General features: G+C 47.3%; 12 protein-coding genes. 2 read left to right on the plus strand and 10 right to left on the minus strand.

The window, feature by feature from the left end:
- From QUB70_RS12250 to rpsT, 5 genes are all read right to left on the minus strand, one after another.
- Entirely contained in the window at positions 1-1,878 is a 1,878-nt protein-coding gene (locus QUB70_RS12250; protein ID WP_332980598.1) for a DNA-directed RNA polymerase subunit gamma, read from the minus strand.
- An 86-nt stretch (positions 1,879-1,964) separates the two neighbouring features.
- Positions 1,965-3,074, minus strand: coding sequence for an HNH endonuclease (locus tag QUB70_RS12255; protein ID WP_332980600.1), 1,110 nt, complete (start codon positions 3,072-3,074; stop codon positions 1,965-1,967).
- Between the two features lie 133 nt (positions 3,075-3,207).
- A complete protein-coding gene (gene rpoB / locus QUB70_RS12260; protein ID WP_332980601.1) occupies positions 3,208-6,591 on the minus strand; it encodes a DNA-directed RNA polymerase subunit beta in 3,384 nt (1,127 codons plus the stop codon).
- A 601-nt stretch (positions 6,592-7,192) separates the two neighbouring features.
- A complete protein-coding gene (locus QUB70_RS12265; RefSeq protein ID WP_332954891.1) occupies positions 7,193-7,972 on the minus strand; it encodes a TatD family hydrolase in 780 nt (259 codons plus the stop codon).
- A 187-nt stretch (positions 7,973-8,159) separates the two neighbouring features.
- Positions 8,160-8,459 carry a 30S ribosomal protein S20 gene (gene rpsT, locus QUB70_RS12270; protein ID WP_332980602.1) on the minus strand — a complete coding sequence of 100 codons (300 nt, stop codon included), beginning with the start codon at positions 8,457-8,459 and terminating at the stop codon, positions 8,160-8,162.
- An 893-nt stretch (positions 8,460-9,352) separates the two neighbouring features.
- Between rpsT and hisD the strand changes: the two genes are divergently transcribed.
- Positions 9,353-10,666 carry a histidinol dehydrogenase gene (gene hisD, locus QUB70_RS12275; protein WP_332980613.1) on the plus strand — a complete coding sequence of 438 codons (1,314 nt, stop codon included), beginning with the start codon at positions 9,353-9,355 and terminating at the stop codon, positions 10,664-10,666.
- A 203-nt stretch (positions 10,667-10,869) separates the two neighbouring features.
- On the opposite strand, the gene QUB70_RS12280 is transcribed toward hisD, so the two are convergent.
- The 5 genes from QUB70_RS12280 to QUB70_RS12300 all read right to left on the minus strand — a co-directional run bounded on the left by QUB70_RS12280 (position 10,870) and on the right by QUB70_RS12300 (position 18,779).
- On the minus strand, positions 10,870-16,611 hold the full coding sequence (locus tag QUB70_RS12280; RefSeq protein ID WP_332980603.1) for an AAA family ATPase: 5,742 nt from the start codon (positions 16,609-16,611) through the stop codon (positions 10,870-10,872).
- A 101-nt stretch (positions 16,612-16,712) separates the two neighbouring features.
- Positions 16,713-16,880 (minus strand): hypothetical protein, encoded by a 168-nt coding sequence (locus tag QUB70_RS12285; RefSeq protein ID WP_332980614.1) that lies wholly within the window; start codon positions 16,878-16,880, stop codon positions 16,713-16,715.
- A complete protein-coding gene (locus tag QUB70_RS12290) occupies positions 16,861-18,255 on the minus strand; it encodes a hypothetical protein (RefSeq protein WP_332980604.1) in 1,395 nt (464 codons plus the stop codon). Before QUB70_RS12290 ends, QUB70_RS12285 begins: the two co-directional genes overlap by 20 nt.
- Positions 18,256-18,404: 149 nt before the next feature.
- Positions 18,405-18,548 (minus strand): hypothetical protein, encoded by a 144-nt coding sequence (locus QUB70_RS12295; protein ID WP_332980605.1) that lies wholly within the window; start codon positions 18,546-18,548, stop codon positions 18,405-18,407.
- A gap of 75 nt (positions 18,549-18,623) precedes the next feature.
- On the minus strand, positions 18,624-18,779 hold the full coding sequence (locus tag QUB70_RS12300; protein ID WP_332980607.1) for a hypothetical protein: 156 nt from the start codon (positions 18,777-18,779) through the stop codon (positions 18,624-18,626).
- Between the two features lie 690 nt (positions 18,780-19,469).
- Between QUB70_RS12300 and QUB70_RS12305 the strand changes: the two genes are divergently transcribed.
- A complete protein-coding gene (locus QUB70_RS12305; RefSeq protein ID WP_442927776.1) occupies positions 19,470-23,222 on the plus strand; it encodes a CHAT domain-containing protein in 3,753 nt (1,250 codons plus the stop codon).
- Positions 23,223-23,424 lie beyond the last annotated feature (202 nt).

Raw genomic sequence — 23,424 nt, forward strand, 5'->3', positions numbered from 1 at the left:
CTAGTTGTTAATTACCGATTCGATCGTTTGGTGATAGATAATCCTGCCCGGAGTAGTGCGAATGAACTGAACTAGAGGCTTGCCCTCTGCGTCTTCTCTCAGACGGCGGAACTTGTATTCTTTCGTCACCACTTTACCGTCTGCCGAAACCGAGACTGCAAGGGGTTCCCCTTCCGGTTCTACGTTTTCAACTTTCCCGGTAAACCTCACCCACACGTAAGAGTGCAAGTCGATCACTCCTTGTTCGTAAGCTACAACCGCGTCCTTAAAGTTCGAGAAATAGCGACCCGCCCCTTTTTGAGCGTCAAGATTTTCCGCTGTCAAGTAATAGCAACCGAGCACCATGTCTTGAGAAGGAGTAACGATCGGTCTTCCGGTTGCCGGCGACATAATGTTGTTAGAAGCCAGCATCAGCAACCGGGCTTCTGCCTGAGATTCCAGAGACAAAGGCACGTGAACGGCCATTTGGTCGCCGTCAAAGTCGGCGTTAAAGGCCGGACAAACTAGCGGGTGAAGCTGAATCGCCCTCCCGTCTACCAATATCGGCTCAAAGGCTTGTATCCCCAAACGGTGCAGGGTGGGAGCTCGGTTGAGCATTACCGGGTGGCCTTCAATCACTTCTTGAAGCACTTCCCAAACGCTTTCGTCGTTGCGGGTTATCAGTTTTTTGGCGGCTTTGATGTTGTTGACCAATCCTTGGCGGATCAGGCGGTGGATGACGAAGGGCTGGAAAAGTTCGATCGCCATTTCCCTCGGCAAACCGCACTGGTGAATCTTCAGCTTCGGCCCCACGACAATCACGGAACGCCCGGAGTAGTCAACCCGTTTCCCCAGCAAGTTTTGCCGGAAGCGGCCTTGTTTCCCTTCAATGATGTCCGACAGCGACTTCAGCGGGCGGTTGTTTGCCCCCACGACTGTGCGGCCCCGGCGACCGTTGTCGATCAGGGCATCCACTGCTTCTTGCAGCATCCGCTTTTCGTTGCGGATGATGATCTCCGGCGCCAGAATTTCTTGCAGTCTGGCCAAGCGGTTGTTGCGGTTGATGACTCTGCGGTACAGGTCGTTGAGGTCGCTGGTTGCAAAACGCCCGCCGTCTAGCTGCACCATCGGCCGCAAGTCCGGGGGAATCACCGGAATGACGTTGAGTACCATCCAGTCGGGATGGGAACCGGTGGCGATGAAGTTGTCAATTACCCGCAAGCGTTTAATTAACTTCGCCCGTTTTTGACCTTTAGCATTGGCAATATCTTCCCGCAGCTTTTCGGCTTCGCTTTCTAGGGGAATGTTTTGCAGCAAGACTTGCAAAGCTTCAGCACCAATCCCCACCTCTACACCTGTGAGTGTGGAATCTTCGCTGTAAAGTTCGTCTTCTATTTCCAACCAAGCATCTTCTGTCAGCAATTGCTTGTATTGCAGCTTCTCTGCATTACCGGCATTCAGCACGACGTAGGCATTGAAATAGACGATTTGTTCGACATCTCGCAGGGGCATATCTAACAGAATTGCCATGTAACTCGGGATGCCTTTGAGATACCAAACGTGAGCTACCGGAGCCGCTAATTTGATAAATCCCATGCGGTGACGGCGCACGCGAGATTCAGTGACTTCAACACCGCAGCGTTCGCAAACAATGCCTCTATGGCGAACTCGTTTGTACTTGCCACAATGACATTCCCAATCTTTTGCAGGCCCAAAAATTCGCTCGCAAAACAAGCCATCCATTTCAGGTTTTAAAGTCCGGTAATTAATTGTTTCCGGTTTCAAAACCTCGCCCACTATCTGACCGTTGGGTAAAGTTCTCTCTCCCCATTGTCGAATTCTTTCTGGTGAAGCTAACCCAATCTTTACGTAATCAAATCGTTGTTCTATCTTAGCCATTCTTGACTCCAATTGATGATTTACTTGAAATTATTTGGTGCTGTAATTTATCTTCTTTGCTTGATTCTTTGGTGATTAAATCAATCTCAGACTCCTTTATATGTGACATTATTTTTGATATCATAAATGACACTTCTGGACAATCCAAATTCCAGAGCAATATTAGGGATGGATTCTCCAGCTTTAATTCGTTCTCGCACATCCTCTGCTTGAGCAAAAGTCAGTTGGCGATCGAGATATCCACCCATGCGACGAATCGGAACCTCTTCGCCTGCGTCCTTCCAAGTCAGGTGATACTTAATATTGTGTATAGTTATGGGATTTACGCTGTATGCTTCAGCTAGATCCTTCATTCTCTCTCCTGCTGCTAGTTTTTGCCGGATTTCTCGCACTTTTTCCCAGTCTAATTTGGCATTGGAAAGGGGATGACTTTTTCCTTGGGTGCGTCCTTTTTTGGAAGCATCTAATAAATTCTGAGTGCGAGTACCAGCCCAGAGGTGTTCTGGATTAATACAACTGGGAGTATCGCAAGTATGACAAGCATCCATATAAGTGGAAAGTTCATATCCTAATTTCTCTGCTAAAACAGCACGAGTAACTGATTTCAACTTCCCATTTTTCCAGTATCTGCCATAGCCTGAACCATCTTTTCCGCCTTGAAAAATTATGCAGCCGTTGTCTTGAATTTCTCCTAAAAAACGTGGGGAAACTGTGGTGAAGTTATCGGGTATATTTGTCTGAACGATCTTAGTAATAGTTTCATGTTGTACCCCATACTTTTTTGCTAGGTGGTTCTTGACTTTTCCAGATAAATATTTAGTCTGAATTTCTCGCAGTTGTGCGATCGACAATTTATCAATTCCCGGAATACTTTTGCGTCTGGGAGTTTTGCGATCGCGCAGCCCTCGAAGAGGATCGCGCCCCATCATCTGTCCGGTATTCTCAGCAGCCGATCCTGCTATGAGATGTTCCGGGTTGATGCAGCTTCGGTTATCGCAGGTGTGGCAAGCAAAATAAGCGGAATCGAGGAATCCTGCTATTTTTGATTCGAGGACTAATCGGTGGACTAATACCGTTTTGCCATCGATCCACTTACGCCCGTAACCGTTTTTCAACCTACTGCCTTGCCAATTAATACAGCCTGTCTCCCGATCGAATTCTCCTTCAATTCCGGGGATAACTGTTACAATAGTCATGTCAGCGGCTCTCCCTTTTAGAGCGTTGATTCGCCTCAACAGTGGTACGAACACTGCTGAGGCATTTTCATTGGAGATTGTCGATTAAAGATTTTAGATTAAATGTTGCCAAAAAATCTAAAATCTAAAATCCCTAATCTTCGTCTTCGTCGCGAGAAAGCGACTCGTAAGTAGGCCGGGAGGGCGATCGCCGACCCCCAGCATCCGCCATCAAATCCACCTCAACGTGTTCGCTGCCCTCGTCGGACGTATTCACCTTGTGCACGGCAATATCCAAGCACAAAGACTGCAACTCCCGCATCAGCACCTTGAAAGATTCCGGCGTTCCCGGCCTGGGGATGGCTTTGCCCTTGACAATGGCATTCAAAGCCTCGTTTCGGCCCTGCATATCGTCCGACTTCACAGTCAGCAGTTCTTGCAAGGTGTAAGCGCAGCCAAAGGCTTCCAAGGCCCAGACTTCCATTTCTCCGAACCGCTGTCCCCCCTGCTGCGCCTTGCCGCCCAAAGGCTGCTGCGTTACCAGCGAGTAAGGCCCCGTGCTGCGGGCGTGAATTTTGTCATCTACCAAGTGGACGAGTTTGAGCATATAAGCGATGCCGACTGTAATTGGTCGATCGAACGCCTCCCCAGTTCTGCCGTCGTAGACTATAGTCTTGCCCGGATGCTTTTCATTAAACACCCACGGCTTACCAGTTTTTTCCCGCGCCTCCTGTAACTTGCCGTGAACCGTTTCGCGAGACTTTTCGGCCCCGTGCATTTCGTCGAAGGGAACCATTTTGAACCGCATCGACAGATTTTCGCCGGCCCAGCCCAGCAAACACTCGAAGATTTGACCCACGTTCATCCGCGACGGTACGCCCAAGGGATTGAGCACTATGTCAACAGGAGTCCCGTCGGGCAAATAAGGCATATCCTCCATCGGCAGAATCCGGGACACAATACCCTTATTCCCGTGGCGGCCTGCCATTTTGTCGCCGACTTGAATCTTCCGCTTTTGAGCTACGTAGACGCGGACGACCATGTTGGCACCGGGGGGCAGTTCGTCGCCCTGTTCGCGGGTAAACACCCGCACGTCCACCACGCGGCCTTTTTCGCCGTTAGGGACGCGGAGGGAATTGTCGCGCACGTCGCGGGCTTTTTCCCCGAAGATTGCCCTCAGCAGTTTTTCTTCCGGCGGTTGGTCGGATTCGCCTTTGGGAGTTACTTTGCCGACCAAAATGTCGCTGGCTTCTACCCAAGCACCTTTGCGGATAATGCCCTGTTCGTCTAGCTGGCGCAGCGCGTCTTCGCCGACGTTAGGAATTTCGCGGGTGATTTCTTCCGGGCCGAGTTTGGTTTGGCGGGCTTCGATTTCGTATTTTTCAATGTGGATCGAAGTGTACACATCTTCGTACACCAAACGCTCGCTAATTAGCATCGCGTCTTCGTAGTTGTAGCCTTCCCAAGGCATATAAGCTACAAGGATGTTGTGACCCAGAGCGAGTTCTGCCCCTTCGGTGGAGGAACCGTCAGCGAGCACTTGACCGGCAACAACTCGATCGCCCTCATAAATCAAAGGACGCTGATTTAAGCAAGTATCCTGGTTAGAACGCTGATATTTTTGGAGTTCGTGTTCGATGCAGCCAGCATATTTTTGCTTCCAAACCGAGGGCTGTTTGACTTTGAGGTCGTCGTACTCCCGAATCAGGAAATGTTCTTCGCTGGAATTCGATTCGGCATCTACAGCCAGGGGTTTGACAATAATCCGGGTGGCGTCGATGTAAATCACCTCGCCGTCGATCCGGGAAACCACAACCATCCCGGAATCTCGGGCCGCCTGAGCTTCCAAGCCCGTACCGACTAGGGGCCGTTCTGGTTTCAGCAGCGGCACAGCTTGCCGCTGCATATTCGATCCCATCAGAGCTCGGTTGGCGTCGTCGTGTTCCAGGAACGGAATCAGGGATGTCGCGACGGAGACGATTTGCACCGGCGAAATCGCCATGTAGTCCACCTGCATCGGAGTGGTGGTAGTAAATTCTTGGCGGTAGCGGACGGCTACGGTTTCGCCCAAGAGGTTGTTGTCTTCGTCGAGGCTGATGTCTCCGGGGGCGACGCGCAAATCGTCTTCTTCATCGGCTGTCATGTAAACGGGGGCTTTGTCGCGCAGCACCCGTCCTTTTTCTACGGGATAAAAAGGAGTTTCAATGAAGCCGTAGGGGTTGACGCGGGCGTGGGTTGCCAAGGAACCGATCAGACCGGCGTTGGGGCCTTCTGGTGTTTCGATCGGGCAAATCCGGCCGTAGTGGGACGGGTGAATGTCCCGCACCGCAAACCCGGCGCGTTCCCGTGTCAAACCTCCAGGCCCCAAAGCCGAAAGCCGGCGTTTGTGAGTCAGTTCTGCTAGAGGGTTGGTTTGATCCATGAACTGCGATAGCTGGGAGGAACCGAAGAATTCCTTGATTGCTGCTACCAGCGGTTTGGGGTTGACCAGAGAAGCGGGGCTGAGGGAGTCGGCATCCGAGACGGTCATTCTTTCGCGGATGATCCGTTCTAAGCGGTTGAGGCCGACGCGCACTTGGTTTTGCAGCAGTTCTCCGACACTGCGGACGCGGCGGTTGCCTAAGTGGTCGATGTCGTCTGTCGAGCCGATGTCAAATTCGAGGTTAATTAAGTAGTCGATCGCCGTCAAGATATCTTGCGATGTCAGCACCCGCATGGTATCGGGGACTGTCAAGCGCAATTTTTTGTTGAGTTTGTAGCGACCGACTCGACCCAAATCGTAGCGTTTGGGGTCGAAAAAGCGCGAGTTGAGGAGCTGTTCTCCCCCCGCTACGGTGGGGGGTTCGCCGGGACGGAGTTTGCGGTAGAGCTCCATCAAAGCTTCTTCTTCGCCGAATTGTCCTTCTTTCTCGATCGTTTTCTGGAAGTATTCTGGGTGGCGCAGGGAATCGTAGATTTCGCCGTCTGTGAGTCCCAAAGCTTTGAGCAGCACCTGAGCCGATAGTTTGCGGGTTTTGTCGATTCTTACCCAGACTAAATCGTTTTTGTCTGTTTCAAATTTCAGCCAAGCGCCGCGGTTGGGGATCAGGGAGGCGTTATACGAACGGCGGCCGTTTTTGTCGGTTTCCGATTTGTAGTACACTCCGGGCGATCGCACGATTTGGTTGACAATCACCCGTTCCGCGCCGTTGATAATGAAAGTACCGCGCTCGGTCATCAAGGGCAAGTCGCCGATGAAGACTTCTTGTTCTTTGATTTCCCCTGTTTCTTTGTTAATCAGGCGGGTGGGTACATACATTTGCACCGAATAGGTGCTGTCCCGGCGCTTTGCTTCGTCCACATCGTATTTTGGGCGCTTGAGTTTGAAGTCTTTGCCCATGAAGTGAAGTTCCAGCTTCCCCGTGTAGTCTGTAATCGGAGAGAAGCTATCGAGTTCTTCGATCAGCCCGGCTTCTAGGAACCAGCGAAAACTTGCCCGCTGGATTTCGATCAAATCGGGCAAGGTGAAGGCGAATTCTGTGTAATCTTTAGTGGTCATGGGTATCCTTTTTCCGCAGTGGCTCTAGCTTTTTACATGGCGCCAAGGCTGGGCTTTTTTACCTTGTTGCGTTTTTTTGATTGATTGTGTGAGAGAATTTATATGATGTTTTCGATCGCCTACCAACTGCTACAACGGTTATTTTTGCTGGTGGCTCGCAGTGTTTTTGTGCGGATTTTGGTTTCGATTGAGATGCTTTTAGCTTTCATCTCGTGGTGTTTAAGGGTAAATCCCCTACACTTTTGACTTCTAAAATTCACTTGACAGCTATTGCCAAATTGCTGAGGTTCCAAGTTTCTTCTGATGTGTAAGTTTGAGTGTGTAAGTTTGAGGTATTGCGTGAAGTTTTGACCGATCCCGAAGGTTAGCGTACTCGCGTTGTGTTGGTAGTTCCGGGGCGACATCGCAGTCGCGGATACTAAGCCAACGCCCGATCGGTCGGTTCTTTTATTATAGGACGCAAATCCGATCGCAGCAGGCAACGCCAAAAGAATCTCAAATAAAGGATGAATTCGGTTTTTATAACGGCATATAGATGGGATTATCCCTACTGCTTGCCCCTAACTCTACCTGTTTTCCTCCTTTCTCTGTTCTGAATAAGCTAAACTGAAAAGCCGAATAGCTGACAGGCATTTTCGGTTGTCTGCTGGGACAAAGTTAAGAGAGAAACTCCTCTCAATTTAGCAACTTGCTCGGCTACGTAGTAGACGTAGGCGGGTTCGTTGCGTTTTCCGCGCTGGGGTACGGGGGCGAGAAAAGGGCAATCTGTCTCGACTAGGATGCGATCGCTATTTACCATACAAGCTGATTCTTGTATTTGCAAGGCTTTTTTAAAGGTGACTGTTCCGCTAAAACTGATGTAGAAACCTAGGTCTAAAAACCACTGGGTTTCTTCGGGCGTACCTCCCCAGCAGTGCATGACCCCGCGCACTGGCCCGCGTGTTTGCCAAAAGTTCCTCAGCATTTGGGCCATTGGGGCGGCGGCGTCGCGACAGTGAATAATGACTGGTTTGTCAAGTTGCTGGGCGATTTCAAGCTGTGCCTCAAACACTTTAAACTGGTGTTCTCGATCGTCAGCTTTATAAAAGTCCAGTCCGGTTTCGCCGATCGCCACTACCCTAGAGTCCGAATTCGCTAATTCCCTAATCTGGCTCGCCGTCTCGTCTTTCCACTTGTCGGCATCTAGAGGGTGGAGTCCCACTGCAAACGAGACTTCTGCAAACTGGTTGGCGATTGCTTGAATGCCGGCAAACTCTTCTGGCTCTACACAAGAATGAACCAGCCGAACTACACCAGCTTCGCGCCAGCGTTCTCGAATGGCTTCTAACTCAGATTTGTAGGTCTCAAAGTTGATATGAACGTGAGTGTCGATGAGCTGCATGGGCGAATGGGAGAGGGGGAGAGGGGAAGAGGGGGGAGAATCTGGAGAATCGGGAAAATCTTCCCTCTTGCTTCTTTCATCCATCCGTTAAATCCGTTACACAATCCGTTGCCGAACTTCCCTCGGACTTTTTCCCTCAACATCCGTTAAATCCGTTACATAATCCGTTGCCGAACTTCCTTCTGTCTTAGGATGCTACTTGTGTTTCGTGCGGCTTGAGGGTTCTTGCCAAGCGGGACTTTTTGCGAGCGCCGTTGTTGCGGTGGAGTACACCTTTTTTGACAGCTTTGTCGATTTTGCTGAAGGCCTCAGACATTCGCTGCTGCACTTCTTGCATTAATTCAGGACTCGGAGCTGCGGCGTACTTGTCAACGGCCGCGAAATACTTCTTCATCAAGGTTTTGACCGCTGACTTGTAAGATTTGTTGTACAAGCGGTTGCGTTCGGCGATTTTGACTCGTTTGACGGCGGACTTAATATTTGCCATAGTTCAGTTGCTGGAAGTAGGTATTCATTGATAGACCCTAGTCTAAAGACACGGGGATTTTGAAGGACAAGCTTTTCAGGAGCGAGCCACAAAAAGCTTGATTTTTAAAGGCTGAGTCAGACAGCTACTACCCACTGGCTCAGATTGAGCTGAGTCTGCGGCTACTTTTTGGCATCGATCCCGAATACGATCGTCGCGCAATAATTTTTTATTGACTCATTTAACTGCCTATTTTTTACCCTGACGATACCCAAAGGTAGGACACGGGTGTTAAGGAGGCGTTTTGCGGGGTTCCCACCGTCACCAGTTAAAGTCACGGTTTCTTGCGCGCAATTTTCGATTGTACAATAATTTGGCGTTTTTTTATAAAAAAATTATCAAGTGTGGGAAAAACCAATATAGCATCTATTCTGCTTAAAATCCCATTCCCTGAAAAATCCAAGTTAAGCTATAACAAAGAGTACGGGTTATTTGGGCTTCTTGCCGAAGCACTTACCGAAGGTAGAAGGCAAAAGGTAGAAGGTAGAAGGTAGAAGGTAGAAGGCAGCCGGAGCAGAAGGTAGAAAGTAGAAGGCAGAATCAAAATTCTCCCGCTCGGACACTCTCGCTTTCGGATAATCTCGGGTTCGGACACTTTCCCCCTCTGCGTTCCAACCCTCTCCCTCCGCACCCGGCTCTCTGTCGGGCAATTTCTAAGGAAAATTGTGACTTGTTCTCAGTGTGGCAAAATCCTCGACAGAGATTTAAACGCTGCACTGAAGCGGGAAAAATGCCGCGAGTCTCGCGGTTTAAGTTTGTGGACTGGTGGTCGCCGACTTCTCCAGAATATCGCCACAAAAATTCCCAATTGTCAAGCAAATGTTAGTGAATTATTGACGGCATTCCTAATCTCCATGCTGCGAATCATTACTCAGTGGGTTGAGGCACAAGCTGAACTGCGACGGATCTGCGATCGCACCCATGACGAACTTGTCGTTCACAAAGAAGCCACCGTGCGGGAGGTGCTGCAAGCTGTAAGGCGCAGAGGCGATAAGGCTGTGCTGCACTACACTGCTGAATTTGACCGCATGACCCTAAATGTGGAAGATTTACGGGTGAGCGGCGCCGAATTGGATGCTGCTTACCAACAGGTGTCGAAAGAATTATTAAATGCAATCCGCACAGCTTGCAAACAGGTAGAGGCGTTTCACCGACAGCGCGTACCCAAGTCTTGGGTGCAGTTTGGTGATGACGAGATTGTTTTGGGCAAACGCTACACACCGGTCGATCGAGCGGGAATCTACATTCCTGGCGGTCAGGCATCCTATCCCAGCTCGGTGATCATGAATGCGGTTCCTGCGAAGGTCGCCAAGGTTCCGAGACTGGTGATGTGTACTCCCCCCGGACAGGAGAAGAAAATGAATCCTGCGGTGCTCGTAGCGGCTCAGGAAGCGGGAGTTGATGAGATTTATCGGGTAGGCGGGGCTCAGGCGATCGCGGCTTTGGCCTACGGTACGGAAACTATTCCGAAGGTGGATTTAATTACTGGGCCGGGGAATATTTACGTCACCCTTGCTAAAAAACTGGTTTACGGGACTGTGGGGATCGATTCTCTGGCTGGCCCGTCGGAGGTGTTGATTATTGCCGATGGTTCGGCGAATCCTGTACACGTAGCTGCGGATATGTTGGCTCAAGCTGAACACGATTCGATGGCGTCGGCAATTTTGCTGACGGCGGATTCGGTGCTGGCTCGGAAGGTGGTGGCTGAGGTGGAACGACAACTGGTAAATCACCCGCGCCGGACTTTAACGGAAAAGGCGATCGTCAACTATGGTTTAGTCGTGGTAGTTGACTCGCTCAAAGCCGCGGCGGAACTGTCTAACGAGTTTGCGCCCGAACACTTGGAATTGCAAGTTGCAGATCCCTGGGCTTTGCTCGACCAAATTCGCCACGCTGGGGCGATTTTCTTGGGCTTATCGACGCCGGAAGCTGTAGGTGATTATTTGGCTGGCCCGAATCACACTTTGCCGACTTCTGGGGCTCCGCGCTATGCGTCGCCGCTGGGTGTCGAAACTTTTATGAAGCATTCGAGTTTGATTCAATATTCGCCCGCTGCACTTAAGAAGGTGAGTAGGGCGATTAATGTTTTGGCCCAAGCAGAGGGGCTTCCTTCTCATGCTGATTCGGTGTGGCTGCGGACTGAAAATGATGAGGATGCAGAATTTTAGCTTCTAGTTGGTAGATTTTAGATGGGTGGTGGTGGTGGGAAAAGAAAGATTGTTGCAAGTAGGCAACAATCTAGGAATCTCACTTTCTGAGAGCTAAAATCTCATATTGAAGTTAATAACTTTTACTTGCCACCGACATCGCTAGGGTAAAAATGACACGGGTGGCGCGGTGCTTCCCGATCGACGACACGCCCAGAGAAAAACTAATCGGGGTCGCTGGCATCAGTTATGGCTGTTTGCGATTGGGGAGAGAGTGCCTGCTGCTGACAGCGTTCCCAATAAATTTTAGCCACGCGATCGCCCTGATTCTGACGCCAACACTCGGCAAACAGCCGCCCCGCTTCAGCTAACTTCCCTTCCGAATAAATTGCCAAGGCTTCGGCAAACAATTCCAGCGTAGCTAACTTGCCCGCTTTAATTTCTGGCGAATCTGCATCAAACACCTCATAAACCGTCACGGCTTCGGATTTTCCCTTGACTTTTACCGTATCGAGAGTGCGGATTGTGTACTGGGATAGATTTTTCAGCCGCGCATAAGTTGGCTGGGTGATTAACAGCGACACCCCATAATTTTTTGTCAAACTTTCCACACGAGAAGCTAAATTCACAGCATCGGAAATTACCGTCCCGTCCATGCGATTTTGTCCGCCCACCGTTCCCAGCATCAAAGTTCCAGTATTGATGCCAATCCCAATCTGAATCGGTGCATAGCCAGAATTAGCGCGATTTTGATTGTATTCAACCAGGCAGTGCAGCATAGCAATTCCCGCTTTCACCGCATTATCCGCATCGCCGCTAAACAGCGCCATAATCGCATCGCCAATATATTTATCAATAAACCCGTTATTTTCATTGATGACGGGTTCCATGCGAGAAAGATAGGAATTGATAAATCTGAAATTTTCATCGGGCGTCATGCTTTCCGAAAGCGTAGTGAAGTCGCGAATGTCGGAAAACAACACTGACATTTCCAACTGCACTTGGTCGCCCAATTCCACATCAATAATGCTTGATTTCCCTAAAAACTGGAGAAATTGAGAGGGGACAAAACGCTCGTAAGCTTTGTTGAGTTGGAACAGTTCATTGGTAAATCTAAGGCGCTCTGTTTCGGCTTTTTTACGCTCTGTGATATCTTGAAAGGCTACCATTGCATAAGAAATGTTGTCCTTTTCATCATAAATTGGCGTACCCCAAGCCTCGATCGGAATAATCTTGTCGCCTTGGTGGATTTCCATATCCTCAGCGGTGACACTTTCTCCCTTCAACGCCCGCACAATCGGCAAATCAGCAGCGGGATATTCCTCATCCGTACCCGCTTTATAGTTTTGATAAACTTCTGCTATTTGATCCGATCTAGCATCCGCTATGATTCCTTTGCCAAGTAAATCCTGTGCCACGCGATTTGTATAATAAGGTTTTCCGGAAGCATCCAAGATTCCTATACCAACTGGTATCGCTTCTAAGAATTGAGTCAGTTTTCTTTCATTCTCGCGTACTTCTGTATAAAGCTTAGAATTTTGAATCGAGATCGCCGCCTGTCCAGATAACAGTTTTAATAATTCCACTCTTTCTGGCGTAAAAGCTCCGGCTGTCAGATTATTTTCTAGATAAACAATACTAATAATTTGAGATTGGTTAATCAGCGGAACGCATAAGATTGATTTGGGCTGATGCTTTTGGATGTAGGGGTCATTGGTAAATTGTCCCTCTCGAACCGCATCATCTAGTACGATACTTTCTTGAGTGCGGGCCACATAATTGACAATTGCGGAGGAAAGTTCTTGGCAATTTTCAATGGGGATTGACTGCAACACAGTGACGAGTTCGGAATTTATTGTCCCTTCAGCTTCAATTAACAGCTTTCCCTGGCTTGATAAAATTAGATACCCTCTTTGCGCCCCTGCATTTTCCATCAAAATTTTCATCAAGCTAGACATTAACTTATCTAGCATTATTTCACCGGAAATCGCCTGATAAGCTTTCATTACTGTGGTGATATCTAAGTTATATGCCGAACCAGTTGTCGTCCCTCTTGCGGTAGCTTTAGTGTTTTTTCTTCCCGGTTGAATTGCCGCCAATAATTGGGAATATCGCGTTTCTAAATCTTTTACCTTAGCAGTTGCTCCCCATTGAGCATAACAATAATACGCCTCAATCATGTATGTTTGAGCAAGTTTTTCTTTACCCCAGTTGAGATAAAATTTAGCTGCCAGTTCATTTGCTAAACCTTCTTCTTGGATATATTCGTTAACTTTAGCTCCCAAAGTTGCCTTGTCATATAACTCAATGGCTTCGGCTTTTTGTCCTAACACTCGACATTTTTCGGCTTCTACCAAATCAACTTTATGTTGATAATTCATTGGGGCATAGTGCGCCCAGTGCTGCAACCGAGTTTGGTTTTCTGTTACACTCTGCAATGCTTCTGCTGTTTCCTCTACCTCTGGATTCAATAGTGCCAAAGTCAGCAGAGAATCATAAAGATAAAAGACTGGTTCGCTGACTAATCCCGCACCAGCCATAAAATAGCGCCTGACTTCAATAGCATGATTTTTCGCTGGCTCAATTTCTCCAAACAAGAAACAAAGCATCAGTTTATACAAATGGAAAATATACAATCCATATCCATCCTTGGCAGATTGTAGCTGCTGGAGAAATTCTGTTTCTTCCAGGGCTTTCCCAGACAAAAGGGTGGGATGTTCTGCAAGACCTAGCAAATTTAAAACAGGTTGCCAATAGATCCGGCAATAATTTGCGGTTGTCAATTGATTTATTTGCATCAAACTATGGCAGTAAGCGCAAATTTCCTGCTCTAAGGTAGCCAGGGATTGATTACACCAAAAAGAATTAAGACAAAAAGTGTGCCCATTATATCCAGCCATTACCAGGTTTCCAAATTCTAGGGCAGAGGTATAACCATCTTGCAACATGGGTAGTGTTTCTTTAATGTGAGATTTGCGGTGTACAATAAGTATCCCCAAAATCATCAAAATCTCTGTCTTACTGGCTTTGGCATCGAGTTTTGAGATAATCTGAAGTGCCAGAGAACCAAACTGCGTTCCTGTATCCACGAGTTGGAAGAAATTGCAGAGAATATTGCCATAGGTCGCATAGCCGAAAGTAGAAGTCGATGTGTTACCGTACTGAATCGAGAGTTTAACGGACAAAGTATTCAGCAATGAGTACAACGTTGAGCCAGTGAGGTAAGCTGCTGGGCTGATGATATTGACAATCTTGAGAGTAGCGAGTTTTTCTGCATCCCTCATTTCCGGCAAGTGAACTAAATCGGCAATTTCCCTATCTCCAATGAGTTCCTCAATCTCTTGGATTTCCTGTTGCAGATCTGATGGTGTTGGTGTTTCAGGAAAGGTGACACCAAGCTGTTGTAAGACTGGTTGGGCGATCGCGATCGCTGAAATCAATTTACCTTGGGAAATATGCGATTGAATTCTAATGCAGTAAACATTAACCTTTTCTAGTAAGGAATGTGCCTGTTCAATGACAGTATCAATGAACTGTTCCATCACCTCAAAGTTACCGCATAACATTGCCACTTCCGCCGCTAATTCATGGAAGGCGAGGGTCATTTCGTATAGCTGTTGCCAATTATTGTCTCCCAACAAAGACAATCCCACTGTGACATATTCACGCGCTGCTTGATAGGCGGTGGCAGTTCTGGCTTTGCGACAGGCGATGAGGTTAAGTTGTGCGAGTTCATCTCGTTGGGGTTGTTGAGTAATTAAAGAAGTTCCATAATTTAATTGATTGACTATTTCAAAAATACGGTCTTCTCTTGCTTCTGAGGGAATTTCTTGCAGTAGCAGTTGCCCGATTTGGTAATGAGTTGTCTGTTTTTGGTCGTCGGGAATCAAGGAATAAGCTGCTTGTTGGACGCGATCGTGCAGGAACCGATAAGTTGGATTGGCGACATAATTAGTAGGCGATTGAGCATCTATTTGAATAAATTTATAGCCTTCGGCAATCAGTGAAATAAGTCCTTCTTGCAAGGCTTTCCAAAGTGCTGATGCCGTTTGTTCTGGTAATTCTTCACTGACTACTGCCAATGTCTCTAAATCAAATTGTGCCCCAATGCAAGCCGCCAGTTTAAGAACCTCCTGAGTTTCTTTGGGCAACTTCTGCAATTGCAGCGCCATAAACTCCACCACATCATCGGCGTGGGTAAGTCTAGCTTGAGCAATATCGCACTGCCAATGCCGTACATCCCAGTCAAAGATAATTTGACCCTCTTCATGCAACGCCTTGAGGAATTGAGTAGAGAAAAATGGATTACCTTTGGTTTTTTGATAAACCAATTCTGTCAAGGGTTGAGATAAAGATAAATCGCAAATCAGCGTATCTGCTACCAACTGATTCATATCTGCTAAACTTAACGGTTGCAGCGTAATAGTATTCACCACTGCCCCAGACTTCACAATCTCATCCACCGTCAACATAAACGGATGAGTCGGTGACACTTCATTATCCCGATAAGCACCCAACACCAACAGATACCCCCTATCCTGCATCAACAGTTGTAATAACTTTAAAGATGCCGAATCTGCCCACTGCAAATCGTCCAAAAACATCACTAAGGGATGTTCGGCTTGAGTAAATACTTGCACAAATTTTTGCATCAGCAAATTAAAGCGATTTTGGGCGGCAGTACCCGACAGTTCTAGTGCCGGACTTTGAGCGCCAATGATGCGTTCTAATTCAGGAATTACCTCAATCAAGACTTGCCCACTCTCGCCTACTGCCGTCAAAATTTTGGCTTTCCATGTTTGTAATTGAGCATCGCTTTCTGATAACAATTGACCCATTAATTCGCGAAATGCTTGCACAAATGCTGAGAAGGGTATATTGCGTTGAAATTGGTCGTATTTACCTTTAATAAAATAGCCACGCTGTCTGGCAATCGGCTTATGGACTTCGTTCACTACGGCGGTTTTCCCAATCCCAGAGAAGCCAGCTACCAGCATCATTTCGGCGCTACCTGTACTGACTCGTTCAAATGCAGCTAATAGACTAGAAACTTCAGTTTCTCTGCCATATAACTTTTCGGGAATCAGGAAACGGTCTGTAATATCTCGCGTTCCCAAGTCAAATTCTTCTATGCTATCCGTTGCTTGTAATTGAATCAAACACATCTCTAAATCGTGCTTTATTCCCAAGGCAGTTTGATAGCGATTTTCCGCATTCTTCGCCATCAATGTACTGACAATCTGAGATACAATTACGGGAATTTGTGGCTCTATTTCGTGGGGAGGAATTGGTTGTTTAGCAATATGGCAGTGAACCAACTCTAAAGGATATTCTGTGTCAAAAGGAAGTTTTCCTGTTAGCAATTCGTAGAAGGTGACACCGAGGGAGTAAAAGTCAGTGCGGTAATCGAGAGTGCGATTCATCCTGCCAGTTTGTTCCGGTGAAATGTAAGCGAGAGTTCCTTCAAGAACGCCGGGGTTTGTCAGTATCGGTGTCTCTCGGCTTAGCTGAGTGGAAATGCCAAAGTCAATAATTTTTAATTGTTCCGTTTTCGGGTTGTAAACAATATTAGAAGGGTTAATATCTTTGTGGATGATGTTGGCACGGTGAATTTGCCCTAAAATTTCAGTGGTGGCGATCGCGATTTGCAGAAACTCCTTGAGACTAAACTGGCGCTGCTGCATCCAAATTGTCAAGGATTCGCCGCCAAAGTCCTCCACAAACATCACGAGGCTGTTTTGGTATTTTTGCAAGTCATAAACCTGCACGATTCCTGGCTCTTTTAGCTGTTGGGTAATGCGGAATTCGGTGCGGTAGCGCACCAATTCTTGAGGTGTGGGGTAGCTTTCTTTGAGCAGTTTGAGGATAATCGGCCGGTTATCTGCTTCCCGAATTGCCCGGTAAACCAGAGAGTTGGCACTTTCGTAAAGAAGTGTCTGGGCGGCAACGCCTGCAATAGAGAGCATATTGATTTTTTTGCTAAAAATTAACGCGAAGTCAAAACGCACCAGCTTTGTGTAGAGAATAGCCCGTGAAAAGGGAAAAAATTGGGTTTGTTAACAAATGTTTAGTTTTTTGGCAAGAACCGTGTGGGTTCTTGCCTAGAAGTAGAATTATCAACAATTACGCCAGCAATCTCGACGATGGCCCCTTTGATGGAATGCCCCTCGGCGGCTTCGGTGTCGGCTGTATCGGGCGATCGCAACAACCGATAGTCACTCCTGCATTCCTGCATATAGCAGTCTTACAAATAAGCGAACGCCATCATCATTCTTTAAAGTTGAATAAGACGGAGCTTCACAATTACCGATCGCCCGCAAATCAGAAAGCAACTCAGGATGAAATTGGCAGGTAAAGGAGCGTCGGATTTTCTTAGTTTCAAAGTCTTTGTAGTTAATGCAGGTAGCCGAACATTCTGTAACGAGGGCACCATCAACTGCTGTGGAACAGAGAATTTCAATGGCATCTGGCAGTTGGATTAGCCAGGATAGAGCGCTGGCAGCAATGATGTGCCGATAGGGAACAATGGCATCATGAATACTGCGATAAGACCAGTTCGCAAATAGTATCGCTTCTTCGTTGACTTCATCTGAGTGAAACATCGAAATCGATACTTCACGCTCATATTGAATCGTTGTGTCAATCACTCCTTCATGCGCGTCAGCGGTGACATCATGGGCATGGATGAGTTCCCAAGGAATGTTTAAGGCATCACCATCTGGAGACTGATACGGCAACAATACGCGATCGCCAACTTCTGTACATTCATTGCGCGTCACCACAAAATGTTCATCATTCCAACCTCGAGCAACCACCTTTCCATCGCGCTTTTTGACTTGGAGTTTCTTGCCCATTGCTTCGATGCGCTGTGAAACCTCTTGCAACGATTTCAGAGCCATGCCTGAGCGATCGCGTTCCAAAGAAGTCAGCGAGAGAACTTCTTTGACTGCTCGCCGAATCAGCCGTATGTGACATTCAGCCGCTAATTGGTGTCCTACACAAATGAAGATGGCGGTGGCACTGGTGGGCGATCGCGAAATCAGTAATTTTTCCACTAATGCAAACATATCCTCTCGCGGACAAACCGGACTTGTCCAAGTGGAAGCATCGTAGGTTGACGGATCTCCGCCTTCCACTATCACTGCATAACCCGAAGTAATTGCCGGAATTACTATTTCTGGATCGATGATACCGCTAGACCAAACAGGTAACAATATAGAGTCTATATCGGCAACTTTTTGAGCAATATAGGCAACGTTTTTAGAAGCCCGTACCTCTTCGCCCACAGCGTTAATACCTACGTGTTCCCAAGGTTCGATAATAGTTATAGACTTGCGGTATAAATTAGGATTTTTTAACAAAAACTCTAAATCTTCCCGTGAGTTAATAACTTTTTCTAAAGGTAACGCGTGTCCCCACTCAAAAATCCCGTCCTGAGCAAATAGTTCTTTTTCATCCAATGGATCTTCAGAGGTTCGATCTGCTAAGAAACGGCCTAGCAAAATATGGGCAGATTCAAAATCAGAGCGACCTTCATGTAGGTAGCCAGGAGTTTGTCGCCAGTCAGCTATAGTCGTCTGATTTTTGTGAGACTTGATATCTTTGGTCATGAAAAATTATTTTTTCCGACGAATATATATAAACATTGTACAGCAATTTTCATACACAGCGCAAGTAAGGAGTAATAACATCCGGCGCGATCGCATCTCCTTCCTTCACCACCTAATTCTCACTTACAGTCACACTTTCTACCGTTCCTTCAGTTCCCCCCCCCAAAGTCCTCCACAAAAATCACGAGGCTGTTTTGGTATTTTTGCAAGTCATAAACTTGCACGATTCCTGGCTCTTTTAGCTCTTGGGTGATGCGGTATTCGGTGTAAGCTGTTCTACATCTAAATTGCATTTTTTGTGCGGGCGAGACGCCCAACCCACAAGAACTTTATCAAATTTTGACTGTGTAGTTTAAATGCAGAACAGCTTAGTAGCGTAGCAATTCTTGAGGTGTGGGGTAGCTTTCTTTGAGAAGTTTGAGAATAATCTGCCCTTTATCTGCTTCCCGAATCGCCCGGTAAACCAGAGAGTTGGCACTTTCATAGAGAAGTGTCTGGGCGGCAACGCCTGCAATAGAGAGCATATTGATTTTTCTGCTAAAAATTAACGCTAAGTCAAAACGCACCAGCTTTGTGTAGAGAATAGCACCTTAGACAGGAAAAAATCAGGTTTGTTAACAAATGTTTAGTTTTTCGGGTAGCAGCCTGCAAATACTTGTAGGTGCCCGGATTGCGATCGCCTAATTTGTATGCTGCCTCAACAGTCGATCGCACTTTTGCGTTGATTTTCAGCCCACATTACGCTGCTTGGGGTGTGACACAGCATAATTATGCAGAAAACTCTATTTTTAAAGTAATAAATTATCGCTTTAAAACGTTTTTTATCAGTCAATGTACGGTATAAAGCTATAAATTATAGCTTTATTGCTGGATAAAAATAAGTAAGCTGTTCGACATTTAAACCGCTAACGAGGCCTGTAGGGTGCGTCAGCTAGAACACTTACTAAGCAAGGGAAACAAGATAGGGCTGACGCACCCTACAATACTATTTTAAATGCGTAACAGCTTAAAAACCGATCGTGACATTTGAGGGTGCAGAATGTGATTTTAAGGTAAAGCAACCGCCCTGATGGTGACGAGGTTCTTCATCGCTAAGTCTGCGCCGCAGTTGACCGCACTGAGCAGCCACTACCTTAAAGTTATAATTGTCAGATACGTGCTCTGCCAGCTAAAAGCTAATGAAACTAGCCTTCTTTTCTATACATGGTGCTGCAATGCTAGCGATCGCAGCCACTATTGTCAATACAGGGGTGTTACAAGCACAACCCATTGTTCCCGCACCCGATCGCACTGGCACTACTGTCACGCCTAGCGGCGATCGCTTGAATATTACAGGCGGCCAAACTTCTAGAGATGGAGCGAATCTTTTCCACAGTTTTCAACAGTTTGGGCTGAGCGAAGGGCAGATTGCTAATTTTATCTCTAATCCCGCTATTCGCAACATTTTAGGACGGGTAGTAGGCGGCAATCCTTCTATTATTAATGGTTTAATTCAAGTAAGTGGCGGAAATTCCAACCTGTTTTTAATAAATCCTTCGGGCATGATCTTTGGCCCTAATGCTAGCTTGAATCTTCCGGCTGCTTTTACAGCTACTACTGCTACTAACATCGGTTTTGATTCGGGTTGGTTCAATGTTGCCGGAGCGAACGATTACAGTACCCTGATAGGAACTCCGAACACTTTTTACTTTAATCTCAGCCAGCCGGGAAGTATCCTCAATGCAGGTAATTTAGCTGTTTTGCCGGAACAAAGTATAAGTTTAATTGGCGGCACAGTTGTCAACACTGGTTCCCTCAATGCTCCCCAAGGTAATATTATTGTCGCTGCTGTTCCCGGTGAAAATGCTGTTCGGATTAGTCAACAAGGACATTTATTAAGTTTAGAAATAGGGGTAGTTGACGGGGGATTGTTGGCACAGAATGGGCAATTATCTCTGCCTTTGTCTCTTCCGCAATTGCTGGCGGGCGCAGGTGGAAGCTCTGCTACTGGTATCTCCGTTAATGGTGCCGGAGATGTGGTTTTGACGGGGGGTTTGAGGGTGGAAAGCGGGGATGTGGCGATCGCTAGTTCTACTGTTAATAGTCAGAATGCTACACTCTCGGCAGCACGTAATCTCACTTTGGTAGAAAGCCAGCTACTTACTGAGAACAATTTGTATCTGTTGGCAGGAGATACGGTGCGGGTGAGGGATGGAAATAACGCTTTCAGGGCGATCGCAGGCGGCAATCTTACTATACAAGGTAATCAAAATATTGATATCTTCGCGCTAAATTACCCTAACGCTGCATTCCAATCCGCAGGGGATATCACATTATTGAGCAATGGCAATGTTTCCGGTGATGCTCACTTCGCTGCGGGAGGTAATGTAAGTATTCTCACATTGTCTGGCAACGGTGGCAGTTTTGTGAGTTTGTACGACCCGATTATTCGCTCCGATGGAGATGTGAGATTTGGGGATTATACTGGAACCTCACTCAAGGTAGAAGCAAAAGGGGCGATCGCGGCGGGAGATATTAGTATCACTGGGCCAGATACTACTTTGTCAGGTTCCGCTGATCCAGATGCGGCGGTGCTTTCAGGTAGTGCAGCTTTAATTCTGCGATCGGGCGTTTCGACTCTGGCGAATGCTGCGAATGTGCCGCCGAATACGACAGCAGGGGAGACATTTTTTGTTTCGCCCGGTGTTGCTTCGGGCAATAGCATCGGAGTAGGAGCGATTTCGACAGCAGGCGGGCCTGTGATTTTGGAATCAGCAGGGGACATTGCGCTGGATGCGATCGCGACTTCTGGGGGTAATATTACTCTCAAAGCTGCCAGCGACATCGCCGTTACAGGCAGTCTTCAGTCTACTGGCGGCAGTATTGACCTCACGGCTGGCAATTTGCTCACAGTCAGCGGCATTTTTACAGATAGTAACGGTATAAATGTGAGCATTTCCAGCGCTAATGGCACAAGTGGCGGCGCGATTACTATTCGCCACGCGGGGAGCACGACTACACCTTTTATTGTCGGCGATGCGACAACGAATGGGACGACGGGAGCCATTACATCAGGTTCCGAGACAATTTCGCCACAGTTCGCGGTGCCGGTGCCACCTAGCACTTACACTCAGGGCAATATTGCGATCGTTACTTCCGCGCCATCGTCAACGCCGGAACCGACACCATCTTCAACGCCGGAACCGACACCATCTTCAACGCCGGAACCGACACCATCTCCAACACCGGAACCGACACCATCTCCAACACCGGAACCAACACCATCTCCAACACCGGAACCAACACCATCTTCAACACCGGAACCAACACCACCTCCAACGCCGGAACCGACACCATCTCCAACACCGGAACCAACACCATCTCCAACACCGGAACCAACACCACAACCAACACCATCTCCAACACCACAACCAACACCATCTCCAACACCACAACCAACAGCGGAACCCGCGCCACAACCAACACCATTTCCAACACCACAACCAACACCATCTCCAACACCACAACCAACACCATTTCCAACACCACAACCAACAGCGGAACCCGCGTCATCTCCAATATCAGAACAAACGACATTACCGGATATCTCAATTACCAATGCGCTCTCTCAATCTGGCAACCTGAATAGCATTAATAGAATTGAATCTCTTTTTAACTACAGATCCGATTGGGTAAGCGAAGTTGTCCAAACGGCATCGCCTCTAAGTATAGTTACCCTTAGCGATATCACACGACTAATCGATAGAGGCGATATCTCTGAAGCCAGTTTCTTTATCGATATCTTCTATAGCGAACAAGTGGGGTCATACGTCAACCAGGAAATCAGGCGGGACTTGCAATCTTTTACCGCCATACAGCAAAGAATTAGAGCGATCGCTAGCCAAACTGGTAAAAAACCAGCCATTATCTACACCTTAGCCCGCCCTGAACAATTAGACCTGATCATCGTCCCCCCTACGGGCCTCCCAATTCATAAAAGCATCCCCGCCGCCCGGCGCGAAACTCTGATGCAAGTCGTCGCCAATTTCAGATCGGAACTCCTTAATCCCAGAAACATCAATACTGATAGCTATTTGCCAGCATCTCAACAACTTTACCAGTGGATGATTGCTCCCTTGGAAGCTGATTTGAAAGCTCAGGGCATCGATACGCTAGTTTTTAGTATGGATGCGGGGTTGCGATCGCTCCCCTTAGCCGCTCTCCATGACGGTTCCCAATTTCTAGTAGAAAAGTACAGCATCGGACTCATTCCCAGCGTCAACTTGACCGATACTAACTATGAAAGCGTTAAAAATGCTGAAGTTTTAGCAATGGGAGCCTCGCAATTTACCAATAACCAACCCTTGCCAGCAGTGCCGGCAGAACTTAACGCTATTGCCTCCGAATGGAAAGGCGAATCTTTCCTCAACCAAACCTTTACTCTGAATAATCTTCAATCGCAGCGCAATGACAGACCCTATCGAATTATTCACCTCGCCACTCACGGAGAGTTTAAGTCTGGATCACCAAGCAATTCTTACATTCAGTTATCAGATCGCAGGCTCACACTTGATCGCGTGCGCGAACTAGGGTGGAATCAGCCACCTAAAGTTGAGCTATTGGTGTTGAGCGCTTGTAAAACTGCTGTGGGTGATGAGGGCGTTGAATTAGGCTTTGCGGGGTTAGCTGTGCAAGCAGGGGTGAAGTCAGTTTTAGCTAGCCTTTGGTACGTCAGCGATGAAGGCACTTTAGCATTAATGGCTGAATTTTACCATCACTTGAAAGTTGCGCCGATTAAAGCTGAAGCTTTGCGGCAGGCTCAAATTTCTATGATCAAAGGTCAAGTTCGCATTGAAAATGGTCGTTTAATTTTGTCAAACTTAAATAAGGAGTTAGAATTGCCGCCCGAATTAGCTAAACTAGGTAATGAAAACCTCTCCCATCCTTATTATTGGTCAGCCTTTACAATGATTGGGAGTCCTTGGTAAGGTATAAAGGTGATTGCAATTGCTTCTTGACTTGCAATCAAATAAAATTGCTTTCTCCTGGTAATGACATAGTAGTAAGTGCCTAAATAATAGCATCTGATGGCGAGGGAAGCGAAGCAATCGCAATGAGGGTAGGCATGACTCGCAATCAGATGCTAGTGAGTGCATAAATCCTATTTTAATGAAATATATAAAAAATAAA

The sequence above is a fragment of the Microcoleus sp. A003_D6 genome, assembly GCF_036702825.1.
GTDB lineage: Bacteria > Cyanobacteriota > Cyanobacteriia > Cyanobacteriales > Microcoleaceae > Microcoleus.